General features: G+C 62.2%; 11 protein-coding genes. 8 read left to right on the top strand and 3 right to left on the bottom strand.

Annotated elements, in window-relative coordinates; genetic code table 11:
• Positions 1–23 precede the first annotated feature (23 nt).
• The 5 genes from H5U38_08175 (at position 24) to H5U38_08155 (ending at position 4,685) form a co-directional block, all read left to right on the top strand.
• Entirely contained in the window at positions 24–629 is a 606-nt protein-coding gene (locus H5U38_08175) for a MotA/TolQ/ExbB proton channel family protein (protein ID MBC7186994.1), read from the top strand.
• Positions 616–1,041: a biopolymer transporter ExbD gene (locus H5U38_08170; protein MBC7186993.1), complete on the top strand. Its 426-nt coding sequence runs from the start codon at positions 616–618 to the stop codon at positions 1,039–1,041. Before H5U38_08175 ends, H5U38_08170 begins: the two co-directional genes overlap by 14 nt.
• Before the next feature lie 14 nt (positions 1,042–1,055).
• Positions 1,056–2,162: a pyridoxal phosphate-dependent aminotransferase gene (locus H5U38_08165; GenBank protein MBC7186992.1), complete on the top strand. Its 1,107-nt coding sequence runs from the start codon at positions 1,056–1,058 to the stop codon at positions 2,160–2,162.
• 86 nt (positions 2,163–2,248) lie between these two features.
• Complete coding sequence (locus H5U38_08160) at positions 2,249–2,767, top strand: hypothetical protein (GenBank protein MBC7186991.1); 519 nt, start codon at positions 2,249–2,251, stop codon at positions 2,765–2,767.
• A 145-nt stretch (positions 2,768–2,912) separates the two neighbouring features.
• Positions 2,913–4,685 (top strand): DNA topoisomerase I, encoded by a 1,773-nt coding sequence (locus H5U38_08155; protein ID MBC7186990.1) that lies wholly within the window; start codon positions 2,913–2,915, stop codon positions 4,683–4,685.
• 175 nt (positions 4,686–4,860) lie between these two features.
• Here the strand turns inward: H5U38_08155 and H5U38_08150 are convergent, their stop codons facing one another.
• From H5U38_08150 to H5U38_08140, 3 genes are all read right to left on the bottom strand, one after another.
• On the bottom strand, positions 4,861–6,156 hold the full coding sequence (locus H5U38_08150; protein MBC7186989.1) for a hypothetical protein: 1,296 nt from the start codon (positions 6,154–6,156) through the stop codon (positions 4,861–4,863).
• A complete protein-coding gene (locus tag H5U38_08145; GenBank protein ID MBC7186988.1) occupies positions 6,129–9,212 on the bottom strand; it encodes a hypothetical protein in 3,084 nt (1,027 codons plus the stop codon). The genes H5U38_08150 and H5U38_08145 overlap by 28 nt, the downstream gene beginning before the upstream one ends.
• Before the next feature lie 116 nt (positions 9,213–9,328).
• Positions 9,329–10,102 carry a thiazole biosynthesis protein gene (locus H5U38_08140; protein MBC7186987.1) on the bottom strand — a complete coding sequence of 258 codons (774 nt, stop codon included), beginning with the start codon at positions 10,100–10,102 and terminating at the stop codon, positions 9,329–9,331.
• A gap of 691 nt (positions 10,103–10,793) precedes the next feature.
• On the opposite strand from H5U38_08140, the gene H5U38_08135 reads away from it, so the two are divergent.
• The 3 genes from H5U38_08135 to H5U38_08125 are packed head-to-tail and all read left to right on the top strand — an operon-like array spanning position 10,794 to position 16,169.
• Complete coding sequence (locus H5U38_08135) at positions 10,794–13,739, top strand: tetratricopeptide repeat protein (GenBank protein ID MBC7186986.1); 2,946 nt, start codon at positions 10,794–10,796, stop codon at positions 13,737–13,739.
• A gap of 32 nt (positions 13,740–13,771) precedes the next feature.
• On the top strand, positions 13,772–15,487 hold the full coding sequence (locus tag H5U38_08130; GenBank protein ID MBC7186985.1) for a TonB-dependent receptor: 1,716 nt from the start codon (positions 13,772–13,774) through the stop codon (positions 15,485–15,487).
• 37 nt (positions 15,488–15,524) lie between these two features.
• Positions 15,525–16,169: a MotA/TolQ/ExbB proton channel family protein gene (locus tag H5U38_08125; GenBank protein MBC7186984.1), complete on the top strand. Its 645-nt coding sequence runs from the start codon at positions 15,525–15,527 to the stop codon at positions 16,167–16,169.
• The last annotated feature ends 7 nt before the right edge of the window (positions 16,170–16,176 follow it).

Genomic DNA, 16,176 nt, shown 5'->3' with positions numbered 1-16,176 from the left:
CCCTGGCCAAGGGTGGGCTCACCATGATCCCCTTGGCGCTGTGTTCGGTGCTGGCGTTGGCCGTGGTTATCCAGAAGAGCTTGGTTCTTAGACGCAAGCGCATCCTCGTCCCCGAGATTGTGGGATGGATTGAGGGCCTGCGCGGGCCCGAAGAGGCGGCCTATGGTTTAGAACTGTGCCGTACGGTCAAGGGGCCACTCGCCACGCTGGTGGCCGCGGTGCTGGAGAACCGACATCTGGAGCGCGCGGAGGCGAAGGAGCTGATCGCAGATGTCGGCAGACAGCAGGCGCGCCTCCTGGAGCGGGGGCTGGTCATCCTGGAGACGGTGGCGGGCGTGGCGCCACTGCTGGGCCTGTTCGGCACGGTGATTGGGATGATCAAGGTCTTTGACATCATCTCGCGCATCGGCGTCGGTCAGGCCAGCGCCCTGTCCGGAGGCATCTCTGAGGCGCTCATCACCACCGCGGCCGGGCTTTCCATTGGCATACCTTCGCTGGTCTTCTACAACTACTTCGCCTCCAAGGCGGAGGATCTCGTTTCGGACATGGAGAAGTATTCCAGCGCCCTTCTTCATAAGGTGAGTGCGCCGGGAAGCCACGAGTCAAGGGGGGACAATGCGCTTTCGTGAGCGTCCCCGTCGCAGAGTGCTCATCAACATCACCTCCCTCATTGACGTGCTCTTCTTGCTGCTCATCTTCTTTATGGTGTCGTCGACGTTCCTCGAGCAGCCGGGCATGAAGTTGGACCTGCCCGCAGCCAAGTCTTTCGAGGTGGAGGAGCAGAAGGAGCTCGTGGTGCACATCTCGCCGCGGGGGGAGGTCTTCCTGGGCGAACAGCAAGTGTCGTTGGACACGCTCAAGGCCCGTCTCGAGTTACAAGTTGCAGTTGATCGGGAGCGACCCCTGGTATTGCGCGCCGATAAGGACGCGGCGCACGGGCGGGTCGTGGAGGTGATGGACGTGGCCAAGCAGGCAGGGGTGCGCAAGATCGTGATCGCCACAAGGGTCCCCGAGCTTAGCAGGGATCGGGAGCGGAGATAGACAGGAGAGTCGGCGTGAAGAGCGGCCTGCAGCTTGCTCAGCGTGTGGGGAGGGTTCGTCCCTCTGGCATCCGCAAGATCTTCGAAATTGCCTGCAACCAAAGGGAGCTTCTCAATCTCTCCATCGGCGAGCCGGACTTTGACGTGCCGCCCGCAGTGAAGGCTGAGGCAGTCAAGTGGATGGAGAGGGGCTACAACAAGTACACACCTACCCGCGGGATCCCTGAGCTCCGCGAAAAGGTGCGTAGCTACCTGCGTGCTCGCGGCGTCGAGGTGGAGGAGGTGCTCATCACCACTGGCGCCACCGCCGGCCTCTTGCTGGCCATGATGGCTCTGTTGGATGAGGGCGATGAGGTGCTGATTCCTGACCCCTACTTTGTCGCCTACTGCAACGTGGTCCGCTTGTTAGGGGGCGTTCCCCGGCTCATCGACACTTACCCGGATTTTCGCCTCCGCGAGGAGGCAATTGTCGCCCAGTTGTCTGAACGGACGAGAATTCTCCTCCTCAACACCCCAAATAACCCCACTGGCGCGGTCTATTCTCGCCAGGAGTTGCAGATGGTGGCCCGCCTTGCGCGAGAGCACGGCCTTGTGGTGCTATCGGATGAGGTCTACGACCGCTTCGTCTACGACGGTCGACAGTTCACCAGCATGGCCGAGGTGATGCCGCAGGCGATCGTGGTCAATAGCTTTTCCAAGACGGGAGGGATGACCGGTTGGCGCATCGGCTACGTCACTGGGCCGGCGCCGGTCATCGAGGCCATGTCGATGCTGCAGCAGTACTCTTCCGTCTGCGCCAACTCGCCCGCGCAGAAAGCCGCGCTTGTCGCCTTGGAGGTGGACCTCTCCGAGCACGTGCGGCGTTGTCAACGCAAGCGGGACCTTGTCTACGCCGAGCTGAGCAAACACTACTCCGTACAGCGTCCAGAAGGTGCGTTCTACATCTTTCCCGAGGCGCCAGGAGGCGACGGCGACGCCTTTGTGCGGCGGGCCATCGAACGTGGCGTCTTGGTCGTCCCCGGCAGCGAGTTTTCCGCGCGGCGCAGCCACTTTCGCATCTCGTTTGCCGTGGACGAAGAGGTGCTCCACCGGGCGCTGGCAATCCTCGCCGAAATGGCATAAGAGGAGCCTGGACCCTGGCAGCGGCTTTCGCACCGGTGCACAGGGAGTCATTGGGGTAGCTAGTTCCTCCCGGAAGGGGACAAGCCATGAGCATGCGCACGCCGCTCGCGCCTCTACTCCTTGCTGCAATGGTCGCTGTTCCTACTCCCCATCGTGTCCTCGGTAAGCAAGCGAAGAGCATTCACTCCTGGCCCGCGGCGGGAGTTGGCCGCAGCAGTCTCGGGTTCGCTGCTCGAAGTGCGGCGCTCAGTCTGCAGGTCAACCACCTCCTGTTTTCTGCCCGTTTCATCGGAGACAGCTCGGCAGCACTCGGTGGTGAGGAATACGAGGACTTGGGCTGGCCGGTTGAGAATGTGCGGATGAGTCTGGCTGCCGGTCTCGGGTGGGGGCGTGGGGCCGAGCTTCAAGGAAGTTGGTTTAGGCTCAGCGGGGAGCAGGGGCAGTGGCTGCAAAGGGGTGCCGCGCTGGGCTTTCCTGTGGAAATCCAGGTGTCTTACCCGCCAAGGCGCTTCGTTGGCCTCGGCGCCTCCGCGTTTTGCGACCTCAACGTGCTGAAGCACTTCAGCGGCGTAACGGTGACGTTCATCATGGGCAAGCTGCACTGAGCTCGTGGTGCTCTGAGCCTCCTCTCTGCCATCCAACTGAGACGCACAAACAGTTTGAAATTTCACGAAAATCGCGATATATTTACGTCCGATTTTTGTCCCGGACTGGACAGATATTGTGGTTGTTTCTTGCGCGGGAGGAGAATTGCGAGAATTGATTCACAATGGGGTTGTGGTCCCCGAACCACCGCACTATGAGGGCCTAAAGCTGAAAGTGCGTGGGCAGGAGGTAGAGCTTTCGCCAAAGCAGGCAGAGATGGCAATTGCTTGGGCCCGCAAACAGGGCACTCCTTATGTTGAAGACCCGGTGTTTGTGCGGAATTTTCTCAAAGATTTCAGCGCCGCGCTTGGCATTGCGCCTCCGTTGCGCCCGGACGAGGTGGACTTTGCCCCTGCGGTCCAGATAGTCGAGGCGGAGAGGCAAGCGAAGCTGGCCATGTCCAAGGAGGAACGCAAGGCGCAGGCAGCCGAACGGAAAGCACGACGCGAGCAGCTCAAGGAGCGCTTCGGCTACGCCATTGTGGACGGCCAGCGGGTGGAACTCGGCACCTACCTTGTGGAACCCAGCTGCATTTTCATGGGGAGGGGGAAGCATCCGCTGCGCGGCCGGTGGAAGGAAGGCCCGCAGCAAAGCGACATCACGCTGAATCTGAGCCCCAACGCGCCGCGGCCCGAAGGGAACTGGCAGGAAATCGTCTGGGACCCGGACTCGCTGTGGGTTGCCAGATGGAAAGACAAGCTCTCTGGAAAGATGAAATACATCTGGCTGCACGACACGGCGCCAGTCAAGCAGGCCAGGGAAGCGAGCAAGTTCGACAAGGCGCACGAGCTCGGCGCCGTGCTGGAGCAAGTGCGGAGCCGCATCGCGCAAGACCTCACCAGCCCGGAGCCGCGTACCCGCGAAGTGGCCACTGCCTGCTACCTCATTGACGCGCTGTGCATGCGCGTGGGCGACGAAAAGGACCCGGACGAGGCAGACACCGTGGGCGCCACAACCCTGCGTCCCGAACACGTGAAGCTGCACCCCGACGGAGTGGCAGAGTTTCGCTTCCTGGGCAAGGACTCAGTTCTGTGGCACAAGAAGCTGTCGCTGCCGCCGGCAGTGGTGGCCAATTTGCAGGAGTTGATGCGCAACGCCCGGCCTTCCAATAACCGCAACCGCAAGAAACATCCCACCCGGGACAAGCCACAGCTGTTTCCGGGCATCAGCAGCCGTCATGTGAACGAGTATCTCTCCAGCATCCTGCCTGGGCTCACCGCCAAGGTCTTCCGTACCCACCACGCCACGCGAGCGGTGCGGGAGAGCCTGGAGAATTCCGGAGTCGTTCCTGAGGATCCGGAGTACAAGAAGTGGCAGGCTGCTGCCATAGCAAATCTGGAAGCGGCAATCCTCTGCAACCACACCAAGAAGGCGCCCGCCAACTGGAGTGAACGCCGAGAAAAGTTCAAAGAGCGCGAGCGACGCGCCGAGGAACGCGTGCAGAAGTACCGCGCCCAGGTACAGGCATTGCAGGCCTCCTTGACCGCCTTGAAAAGGGAAGCTGCGCAAAAGGTGAAGGCGGCGCGCCCCGAAAAACGGGAGCAACTCAGAGAGCGGCTCGCAAAATCCGTCGCGCGTGCGGAAGCCCGCCTGGCTGCGGCGCGACAGCGCCTGCAGAACGCAGAGTACGCCCTCGGTGCCCTGCAGGCCCGCATGGCGATCGCCGCCAAAAACCGCACCTGGAACTTGGGGACCAGCTTAAAGTCCTACATCGAGCCCCGCGTCTACTACCACTGGGGCAAGCGTGTTGGCTACGAGGTGCTGGACAAGTACTATCCCAAGACCCTCGCGCGCAAGTTTGCCTGGGTGCGAAACGAAGAGGCGGCACCTGCAGAAGCCACTGAGGACACGGCGGCAGCCGAACCAGGCCAACGGTAGCTACCCCGCTGTTGCTCTTGGTTGAAACCACGGATGTTCACAGATGGCGCATGATGGCCGGAAGGCCTGACGTGGCCTGGGGCATAAATCCTTGCCGCTGGCTCTTCTTCCTTCATCTGTGGCTCTCCGTGATTACCTGTGGTTGAAATGATGCGCCGCCCAGGCGCATGAGGGGCTACTTTGCGCTGGACGAAGAGGTGCTCCTGGCTGAGGCACCGGCCGTGGCACGACGCGCCATGAAGTTGCGCGCGGCCTCCATGAAGATGTCCAGGTCGCGGTCAAGATTGTCCTGGATGCCATCGAAGTAGAAGGTGCGGATGGGAAAGCCCCCCAGGTCGCGGCTCACCCGCGGGTAGACCGCCTCGGACACGATGCCGTTCATGCAACTGAACGGGCTGACGTCGATCACTGCCGCTGCCCCTTTCTCGTAGTACCAGATTGCCTTGCCCACGTTGAGCACCATCTCCCCCAGGGCTGCCTCCGCGGGCAAGTACGGCCTGCTGCGCGCCAGGATGGCCTTCGTGTGCGGCGGCTCCTCGTAGCCGCGCAGCTCATCGGCGAAGGGCCGCAACAAAGCGTGCTCATCGGCGCGCATCACTGCCTGGCGCAGGCGATTCCCCAACATGGCGAAGGAAAACCTTCTGCCTTCGCGACGCAGCCGTACGCGTTCCTCCTCGTTGGTGTACCAAGTCCACTCGGCCACGTCGGAGACCCACACTTCGCCGCCGAACTCCTCGATGCGCCTGATCACCTGGTTGTTGCTAAAGTCGTTGAGCCGACAGAATATCTCGCCCACCACGCCAATGAGCGGTTTCGGGCTTCCCCGATGCACCGGGACGGCACGGAGCATGTCGCGCGCCTCTTCCAGTGCCTCCTGCACGCGGCGTCGGTGCGCAGCCATGGAGAGCGCCGGAGTGGCAAGCGCCGCGCACACACAGTCCAGGGCGCGGCTGAACGCCGCATCAGTGCTGCCAGGGTGAACCTCGTAGGGTCTGGTCTTGAGAAGAAGCTTGCGGAGGACATCGGAAGCCACCACCGCCCACCAGGCAGTGCGCACCAACTGGCGCGCGCCGCGGCCAATGCTTCCGTAGCCGTCGGCGCTCGTCGGCGAGAAAAGGTACACCTCCCCCAGGCCAAGCTCGTTGAGCACCTTCGCGATGAGGTGCCGATACTGGCCAAATCGACACGGGCCGTTGGATGTCGGCATCATGAGCGCGGTCTTCTCAGGCGCAAAACCGGGTTGTTCCGCGATCTTCAGGATGTCGCCGAGGGTGACCAGCTCGGGCAAGCATTCGTCGCCGGTGGTGTAGCGCCGGGCAAGCTCGTAAGTGTGCGCGTCCCCCTCGGGAGTGGGCTCGGCAGCAAACCCTGCGGACTGGAACGCGGCCGCCATGGCGCGTGCCCCCTCATAGGACATGCGCGGGATGTACAGGGTGCGCCCAACTAACGACTTTCCGTCAGGACCTGCCATTCCCCTCGCCTCGGCTCTTGTTTGCGGTGGGCTCGCCAGCGACGCAGCATGCCAACGCTATCCAAAAAGGCCTCGCAGCGCGTGAGCATGCCCGCGTCATTGCTGTGCCCGTCGAATTGCAGGAACAGTACCGGCTTGTTCGCTGCCCTTGTCACATAGTGCTTGATGTAAGAATCCGGGCCGCACTTGAAATTCGTCACGTAGATGATGTGGAGATTGGCGTAGCCTGCGGCGAAGCGAGCAGCGCGCAAGATTTTCTGTCCATAGTTCCAGAACATGTTCGGGTGGATGTCGGTGATCCCAATCTCGTCGAGGTCCAGAGCGTCCATGGGGATCACATCGACGCCGTACAGGGTGCGCAACTTGTTCGCTACCGCCAAGTTGAGGGCGGCATCGTGCAAATTGTAGGGCCGCCCCAATAGCAGGATTGCGCTCCCTCCCTTGTCCAGGTGCCGTTTGATGAGGGGCATTGTCGCTTCCCTGTAGCAGCGTTGGAAAGCCGCCTGTGTGCGATAGGCAGCTTCCACTGCCTTGTCGCTTTGCCGCCTCGAACAGCCGAGGCGAAGTGCGGTGGCATGCAAGGCGCGCTTGACTGCTTCTGGCCCGTCCTTAAACCGGACCACCGGCCGCAGGATGCGCCCTTCCAGTTTCTCGAATGCCGGGGCATTGACCACCACCAGGGGCAGAGTCTGACCCCACGGGCAAAGGTAGCACTCAGGTGAGTCCGGCGTTGCCGTGACATTGATCTCCGTTGGCAACAAGACCAAGTCGACCCCTGCGTCGAACAGGGCGGCCACGTGGCCGTGCGCCACGAGTATTGGAAAACAGGGCTCGGCCACGGCGAGCTCTTCGCCCCGCTCAGCCACTGGGCGCGTGGTTGGGGCCGACAAAGTCACGTGGGCGCCGAGCGTCTGCAAGTAGGTGCGCCAGAAAGGCAGTTGGTCATAGAAGTACATGGCGAGCGGCACGCCGACGTTCGGGCCCCCGCCGTCCGGTTCTGCCCCTGCGTCCAAAAGCAGCTGCTGGCGCAAGGCGAAAAAGTCCGGCAACTCCGGCTCCCGTTCTGCCCTTCGCGGCTTGCGATATCGCTCCGTGCACTTGTCCCCCCAATAGCTTTTCTCGCCCGCGATCTCATACTCCTGCATTTGGCAGAAGTTGGTGCAGCCCTTGCAAGTGAATTGCCTGACACGCAGCGCGCTCGGGCGGAAGTCGAGGCCACGGAATCGGCTGGCGATGCCGGTGGCAAGGACCTTGTCCCGAGCCAAAAGTGCCGCACCGATAGCGCCTATCACGCCATTGAACGGCGGCACGATAATGGGCTTGCCTACCACCCGCGCAAGGGCCGCAGCGACTGCGTCATTGTAGGCCGTCCCGCCTTGAAAGAATATCACTTCACCGATGGGACGATGGCGCACGACGCGGTTCAGGTAGTTGTGGGCCACTGCATAGGCGAGGCCGGCGGCGATGTCCGCCTTGGCAACTCCTTGGCGGAGATAGGCGGCCACATCCTTTTCCATGAAGACGGTGCACCGTTCTCCGAGGCGAAGCGGATGGCGAGCCTTGAACGCCAGCTCCGCAAACTGGTCCACGATGCTGATGCCCAGGCGTTCGGCCTGCTCCTCCAGGAACGAGCCAGTGCCGGCAGCGCAGGCCTCGTTCATGGCAAAGTCCACGACCACGCCCTCGCGGATGGAGATGAACTTGGAGTCCTGTCCGCCGATCTCGAAAATAGTGTCAGGAACAGGCAGGCCATGCCGGGCGGCGACCAAGTTGGCGCCCACGGTGTGCGCAGTGATCTCATCGACCACGGCATCCGCAGCGAGCAGCTCACCGATGAGTTCGCGGCCTGAGCCGGTAGTACCGAGCCCGCAAATCTGGATGCGGCCGCCCAGCCTTCCCTTCACCTCAGCCAGACAATCGGCCACCACTTCGATGGGGCGCGCATTGGTCTTGGTGTAAATATCCATCAGGAGCGTGCCCTGCTCATCGACGAGGGCCAAATTGGTGCTCACTGAGCCGATGTCCAGACCCAGGTAGGCGGGAATCGCTCGCGGCTCTTTGGCGGCAGGCATGTCGGCCACTATGTGGCGCATGGTGCGGACGCCCGCTCTCGACAGCGGAGGGTAGGTGGCCTCAGACGCTGAGGGGCGGACTGAAGAAGGGCGTCGGCCGGTTCCCTTGTCGGTGCGACGCGCGACGATGGCGCAGCCGATGGCAGCATAATGTGCCGCAAACGGGGGCACAAAAAAAGGCCCCTCCGCAATTCCCAGCGCCCGGCGTAGCGCCTCCGCCACCCCTGCGTTGAGGGCTACCCCGCCGACAAAGGCAACCCGCGGCCGCAAAGGCCGACCGTGGATGATGGTGCCCTTGAAGTTGCGTGCCACTGCCTGACAGAGGCCTTTGAGCACCTCGGGAGGCTGGAACCCGCGCTGCTGTGCGTGGATCATATCGGACTTGGCAAAGACCGAACAGCGGCCGGCAATGGTAGCAGCGCGACGGGCGGTAGCTACCAATTCGCCAATCTGCTCCACGCGGTAGAGGAGGCGCCGTGCCTGTTGGTCGATAAACGAGCCCGTGCCGGCGGCACACTCACCATTCTGAGCATAGTCGATAATCGAGAGTGCCTCTCCCTGAAACTGGCGCTCGACTGCTAGGTAGCGCGAAGAGTCCCCGCCCATTTCCAAGATGGTGCGGACGTCAGGGAAAAGAGCCGTGACCCCTTCGGCAATGGCGCGAAAATCGTTGAGCACGTCCGCCTGCCAATCCGCTGCCAGGAGAGGTGCCCCACAGCCGGTCAGTGCTATCCCCTTGACGGATCCGTCTGGCAAGATCGATTCCAGCTCTTGCCGGAGTGCGTTGGCGGCCTGGGCGAGCTCACCAAGCGTCGGATGGGCAGGAGAGAGGAACAGAAGGAGGTTGTCCTGTTGCAGACGGCTGAACCCGTGCCGCTCCAGCTCCACCGTCAAACCGGCATCTGCCTTTTCCAAGAGGACGGCGAGTTTGACGCTGGCCGTGCCGATGTCGAGGCCCAAATAGACTGTGGGAGAATCTACCATTGCCTTCGCTGACCAAGATGAACGAAGCTGCATAGCGGGAGCGTGAAGGAGGGCCCAACGCCACAGGTATGATCCTGCGGCTGGGTCCTCAGAAAAACAGTTTTGCAGGGGAAAACTTAGCTCAGTCGCGCGGCAATCAGCTCGGCAACCCGTTCGCCGCTCAGGAGCATGCCGCCGAAGATGGGGCCCATGCGTGGCCCGCCGAACACGGCCCCGACAGCCATGCCTGCAACGTAGACATTGGGATACACTTCGCCCGCATGCTCCACGACAAACTGCTCGCCCGCCGCGGCGGCCATCGCCTTCTCCCCTTGGGGCGTGCCGCTGGCAGTGCGCAGCGGTCCAACCTTCTTGCCCACGATGTGGGCGACCTCTGCCGCATGGCCGGTGGCATCGACGATATAGGTGCAACTGACGGCGATGGGGTCCACATGGAGCCCTGCCTGCTCGATGGGCGTGCGCGTGATGACCAAGCCGCGGATCTGCCCTTCCTGCGCCATTACGTCCTCGACGCTGAAGAGGGTGAGAATCTCGGCGCCGGCGTCCTTGGCAGCGGCTCCCAATTTGCACACCGCCTCAATGGAGTCGGCCACGTAATAGCCCGCCGCATACGGCTTGTTCTTTATGCGGAACTCGTCGAGGATGCGCTTGGCTTGCTCCTGCACGACGATGACGTTGCGCCCGATGCCTCCCCCCCACATCCCGCCACCAAGGCTGAGCCGTCGCTCGAAGAGCGTAGTCTTGATCCCTTTGCCTGCCAGGCGGATGGCCGTCATAAGGCCTGCCGGCCCGCCTCCTACCACGGCGACGGTGCTGTCCAAGGCCGCCAGGAGGCGCTCCTCATAGGTGCGAATAATCGCTTCGCTAACCAGCGTCTCTCTGATCTCCACGGCAACTCCTTGTCGAACGGTCCCAAAAACGACTGAGGAAAGATATAGAAAGTTGGTGAGCAGGTCAAGAGGAAAAAAAGTGGGAAAAGGCACCTCCGAGGCCAGGTCCCGCACCCCTCTCGTGCCCGAAGAGCCAGCGAGCCGCGCTCGCCCTGTGGGCGCCCGTCCTTATGAGCGGTGCCTGGTGAACGCCGCATAACGCTCACTGCGTTGCGGCAGCCGGCTGTCCATTTCCGCGCTTCGCCGAAGCGAGGGTTGCCAACTGTCACTGCCGTGTCGCAGGAGGATGAGATGCGCGCCTTTGCCACACCTGAGTGAGGGGAGGGCGTTTCTCAACGCAAGTCGCATTCCTCCCACGGGCGGTAGACGCCCCCCTCCGGGCTCTGCCTGGCGTTGGTCCGCCGGGATTGAAGTGCGCCTCGCCAGTCCGCAAATCCCTTTGTCCGAACCAGGAAAATTTCCTATATTTGCCAGTCGAAAAGGGTGGTCGGGCCGCCGGTAGAAGCGGCATGGGGAACCAAGAGGAAAGGCACACGTAAAAGGCGCAGAGAGTCGTCGCCCAGATATCGCCTCAGGAAAACCGCGGAAGGCTGGGAGATTCATGGAAAGAGGAGAACACAAGACAAGTCGCCTGATGCTCCCCATCGTAGCCTAACTGTGCCTGGCTGCGGCATCCATGGGGCAAGGTCAGGTGCCTGTATCTGACGAGCAGAGGTCCTTTGCCACCGCCAAGGGACTCTTCGCCGACGGCCTGTACGATCTGGCCGTTGGCGAGCTGCAGAAATTCTTGCGTACCTACCCGCAAAGCGACCGCGTGCCCGAGGCGCGCTACCTTTTAGCCGAGTCGTTCTTCCAGCAGGGCGAATACTCTCGCGCCATCACCGAATACACGGCGCTGGCTACACAGTTCCCTGCCACGCAGTTCCGCGCGCGGGGCATGCTCCGTATAGGGCAGGCCTATTACCAGAAAGGGGAGTATGGGCAGGCTGAGCGAAACCTGCGCGGCTTCCTGGAACGCTCTCCGGATGAAAAGCTGGTCGCCGAAGGCCGGTACTGGCTGGGCGAGACGCTGTACAAGTTGCAGCAGCCGGAAAAAGCTCTCGAGCAGTACGGCCGCGCCTACGCAGCAGACCCCCAGGGCGAGCTGGCTCCCTATGCCCTCTATTCCATCGGCTGGGTGGAGGAAGAGCGTGGGCAGTGGGACAGCGCAACGAAGGCCTACCAGAAGCTGGCGCGTGAATATCCTAAGCACGCGTTGGCAGCCACGGCGCGTTTTCGCCTCGGCTTCGTGGCGTTCGGCAAGGGCGAATATGAACTGGCCGTGGACAATCTCTCCGCAGCTCTCCGCGACCACGCCACCCACAAACTTGCCGTTCAGGCCCGCCTGACGATTGCCGATGCTCTGGCTCGCCTGGGACGGTCCCGGGAGGCAGTGGCCGCCTTTTCGGCGCTGCTTGACCCAACCGTGGGCGGCGACATGGTTGACCGTGCCTACTATGGCCTGGGTTCGGTGCATTACGAGCAAAAGGCCTTTGTCGAGGCGGAGGCAGCATTTCGGCATATTATCACCCACCTCCCGCAGAGCCCGTTGGTCCCGGCTGCAGCTTTTCAGGCGGGGAAGTGCCGCCAGGCGCTCGGCGACACGTCCGAAGCAAGGCGGCTCTTCCGGTCGGTTGCCGATGTGCACTCGGCCAGCGATTATGCCCCTCGGGCGCTCTTTGAGCTGGCCACCCTCGATTTTTCTGCTCAGAGGATAGCGTCGGCCAGGGAGCAATATCAGCGCATTGTCACCGCGTTTCCCCGCTCTCCCGTAGCGGCGGAAGCATGGTACATGGTGGGCGAGTGTTATCTTGGCGAGGGCGAGTCAGGTCGGGCGCTTCAGGCCTACCAGGAGGCGCTCGCCTCTTCCGTGAGCCCCACGCTCAAGGCGCGCGCACGGCTGAAGATCGGATGGCTGCAGCATCGTCTGGGCCGCCATCTGGAAGCTGCAGCGTCTTTGGATTCAGTGCTTGTCGCCTCTCCGGATCCTGAGCTGGCCCAGGAGGCGCTATTCTGGAAAGCCGAGGCGGTGTATGCAGCCGGCGACTATGTCCAGGCCGGGTCCCTGTATCGCACGTTGCTCGCCGATTACCCCAGAGGAAAGCACACAGCCGAAGCCTTGTACGGCAGCGCCTGGGCCACGTTCAAGTTGGGGCAGTATGCCGAAGCGGCCCGGCAGTTCGAGCGCGCCTTTGCGGCTGCACCGCCGGGGGCGATGCGCTGCGATGCTAAACTGCGGCAGGGTGACGCCTATTTCAACCTCAAGGACTATGCGGCGGCCATCCGCAGCTATTCTTGGGTGGCTGACCAATGCCCAAAGGCCCAAGTAGCCGCTGAGGCACAGCTCCAGGTGGGGCACTGCTACTATCGCAGCGAAGACCTGCCCGCAGCAGTGGCCGCCTTCGACCGCGTGGTGAGACAGTGGCCAGAGAGCCCCCTGGCTCCAGAGGCGCAGTTCATGGTCGGCAGGGCGCAATTCCGCGCCGGCGACTACCAGCAGGCCATTGCCTCATTTCAACTGGTGGCCACCCGCTTCCCGAACAGTCAGTGGGCTGAGGAGGCGACATACGCCATTGGCGACTGCTACTACAATCAGGGCCGTTATGACGAAGCCATAAGCCAGTATCAGAGCCTCATCGAGCGCTTCCCCCAAAGCCGCTTCGTGGACGATGCGGTGAGCGGCATCCAGTGGGCGCTGGTGCAGCAGGGCAAATCGGACGAAGCGATAGCAGTGGCCGACACCTACCTGCGGAAGGTCAAAGACCCCGCTGCTGCGGCCGCCATACAGTTTCGCAAGGCGGAGCTGTACTACAACATGAAGAACTATGCCGCCGCTGCAGGGGAATTCGCCGCACTGCGTGAACGCTTTCCCGCTTCGGAACAGGCACAAGAAAGCTGGTATTGGGTGGGGTTGAGCCACCATCAGCGGGGGGATGAAACAGCGGCCACGCAGGCGATGCAGCGGCAGTGGCAGGAGTTTCCCCAGAGCGCCCGTGCGCCCGAGGCCCTATTGCGTCTGGCCGAATGGCAGCTTGCCAAAGGAAACTCCGCAGAAGCTATACAAAACCTCGAACAGTTGATAGATGCCTTTCCCAATAGCCCCTTTGCGGCGCAGGCGGCAACCCAGATTGGGTACTGCCACTTGCAGGCTGGGGACTATCAGGCTGCCCAGAGCCAGCTCGAGGAAGCGAAGAAACGCTTTGCTGGCGGTGACGGTGAGGCGCGCGCCAGAGTTGGGCTGGCCAACGTCTACCTGGCGCTCAAACGCTATCCCAACGCGCTGCGAGAATTGGAAGGGGTGCCGAGCCTGGCTGCCACAGCCGCCGTCGCCGCCGAGGCGCAGTACCTGACCGGCGAGTGCTACTCGCGTATGGGGAGCCCAACACAGGCGGTCACGGAGTTTCTGAAGGTGAAATACCTCTACCCCAGTGAGCGCGACTGGGTGGCAAAGGCGATTTTCGGGGCCGCCGAAGCCTACGAGAACCTTGCTCGTTATCAGGATGCAAAGAAGCTCTACCAGGAGCTGGTCGTCAGCCATTCTGGTCATCCCCTGGCGTCAAAGGCAAACGAGCGGCTGGAGGCACTGCTGAAGAAATGAGGGCCGAAACCCAGAGGAGAACCGAGTCGAAGTTGAGTGCGCTGCGCGGTGCGATGGCCCTGGGACTTACCTGCGCCATTTTGGGAGCCGGTGTCGGTACTGCGGTGTGGGCCCAGACCCAGAAAGAAATGCCCGCGATCCTTCCTTTTGTCCCCCCCGACTCCGTGCGCACACCGGCAGAACTCCCGCAGTGGGAACTCCCCGAGGTGCTCGTCTATGGGAGGGACACAAGTCTGCGACTGCCGGGTCAGAAGTTGGCCGTAGAGGGAAAGCCGGCGATCGCCTATCAACACCAGGAGGAGCGCGAGCCTCTTACCTCCACGGTGGTTGCGGCGGCTCCGCACGAGCTTCTCGCCGCGAGCAGGCCGGAGGCCAGGTCGCTGCTCCTGCGGGCTGAGGGCGGGAGCTATTGGACGGCAAATGTCGCTGCCCTCTATCGGGGAGCTCGGCGCCTGGTGAACTATGGCGCCGAGATCTCGTTCCACCGCAGCGACGGCGCGGTAGAGAATGGCCACTATGCGATTTTGGACCTGGGGGGAAGGGCCACTTACCCCTTCTCTCCGCGTGGGACTGCACGCGCCCACGTGGACATCTGCCAGGCCGGCTACGGGCTCCCCGGAGCTACCCTACCCGACACAGCCAGGGCCCTGAGACCGGAACGACATGCCTCAACGGTTACCGTAGGCACGGGCCTTGAGTTCGGTCTTGGAGACCGTGGCCAGCTCCGCGTGGCCTATGAATATGCCTCGTTGCGGAGCAGCGACGACACACTGGGTGCACGGCTGAGTCGTGTGTCTGATGCTCTACACCGCCTTGAGACTGAAGCAGCTTTTCGGCTCGGGACCACCGAACTGCTGACCAAGATCAGTTACCTGAGCGAGGGATATCGGCCAGAAGAGACAGCCGGCACTCAGCAAAGCTCTTTTGTCCAAGGTGAGTGCGGCGTGGCTCGCGAGGTCTTCTCCCGTGGTCACGCCTACGTGGGGTTCGGTTTTCAAGGCGTCTCTTCTCCAGCAGGAGGACGAGGATCTGCGCTGAGTGTGGCCGGGCGACTTTGGGTGACACCTTCGCCAGGGCTTGGGGTCACGCTGGAACTTTGCCGCGGCTATGACTATTGGACGCTCATGGAACGCCGCGCTGAGAACCCTTATCATGCCCCCAGTCTGCTTTTGCAGCCGGCGCTCACCAAATTCGCGCTGGCCGTTGGCGCCGAATGGCGAGTGGCTTCGCAGTTAGTCTTTCAGGCTCGGGTGGGTCGCTCCTGGATGAAGGACCAGTGGTACTGGCAACGTGATCCAGCCAGCGGCCTGTTCACCGTGGGAATTGTTCCAGATGTCAGCATCAATCACGCCACGTTGGTCGCCCGTGGAGAACCGACAGCCAACCTCAGCATCGAGGCGCGCTATGCCCTGTACAGCGACTCATTCCGCCTTGCGCAAATGCCTGGAGCGGTGGACCTTCCCTACGTTGCTCATCGCCGACTCCCGGTGAGTGTGAGCTACCGTTGGCGCGAACGCACGCGCCTCGAGTTGCGCAGTGATGTTATGAGCAGCCGAACGGCGGATTTGGCGCGCCAGGCGAAGCTCAAACCGTATGCTCTGCTGGGCTGCGCGGTGACCCACCAGCTCAACAGGCGCGTTTCTCTGTTTGTGCAGGGAGAAAACCTTGCCAATCGCAGCTACGAGCGATGGCAAGGATATCCCGAGATGGGGCTGACCATTCTGGCAGGGGCTTTTGCGACGTGGTAGTGGGACAACACAAGTAGGATAGACCGGCGGAGGTGACATGACGCTCTTCGACATCGTGCTTAAGGGCGGGGTGCTGATGATCCCCATCGTGCTCTGCTCCATCATCGCTGTGGCGATTCTCATTGAGAGGCTGGTGACGCTGCGCAAGATCCGTATCAAGAGCGGCACCTTTGTGCTGCAGATCAAGTACCTGCTCTTGCGCAAGGACCTCGATGGGGCGATTGCCTTGTGCAAGAAGACGCCCGGTCCCATTGCCGGCATTACCAAAGCCGGTCTGGAGAAGATCAAGCGGCCGCGCCAGGAGATCAAGGAGGCAATCGAGAGCGCAGGACGGCGGGAAATATACTTCTTGGAAAAGTATCTGGGCGTGTTAGGCACCATTGCTGCCATCGCGCCGTTGCTTGGTTTCCTGGGCACCGTGACCGGCATGATCCGCGCGTTCATGCAGGTGCAAGTGCACGGCGGCAATGTGGACGCGAGCGTGCTGGCCGGGGGCATTTGGGAGGCGCTCATTACCACCGCCGCGGGCCTGAGTGTCGGTATACCGGCGTTGATCTTCTACAATTGGCTGCAGGGCAAAGTCGAGCGTTTCGTGTTCGAGATGTCGGAAACCTCTACAGAGCTGATGGACCTTCTGCTCGAGCCAAAGGAGGCAGCAGATGGACTTCCGGACAACGCGTAAGCCGATG

Source organism: Calditrichota bacterium (genome assembly GCA_014359355.1).
Lineage (GTDB): Bacteria > Zhuqueibacterota > Zhuqueibacteria > JANLFK01 > Oleimicrobiaceae > Oleimicrobium.
The sequence above is the reverse complement of the archived record's forward strand: the minus strand, read 5'-3'. Positions and strand labels throughout refer to the sequence as shown.

Excerpts from the sequence above, each read along its gene's own strand:
- H5U38_08175 (MBC7186994.1), top strand. The coding sequence starts at position 24 with ATGATCCCCTTGGCGCTGTGTTCGGTGCTGGCGTTGGCCGTGGTTATC.
- H5U38_08170 (MBC7186993.1), top strand. The coding sequence starts at position 616 with ATGCGCTTTCGTGAGCGTCCCCGTCGCAGAGTGCTCATCAACATCACC.
- H5U38_08160 (MBC7186991.1), top strand. The coding sequence starts at position 2,249 with ATGAGCATGCGCACGCCGCTCGCGCCTCTACTCCTTGCTGCAATGGTC.
- H5U38_08150 (MBC7186989.1), bottom strand. The coding sequence starts at position 6,156 with ATGGCAGGTCCTGACGGAAAGTCGTTAGTTGGGCGCACCCTGTACATC.
- H5U38_08145 (MBC7186988.1), bottom strand. The coding sequence starts at position 9,212 with ATGGTAGATTCTCCCACAGTCTATTTGGGCCTCGACATCGGCACGGCC.
- H5U38_08125 (MBC7186984.1), top strand. The coding sequence starts at position 15,525 with ATGACGCTCTTCGACATCGTGCTTAAGGGCGGGGTGCTGATGATCCCC.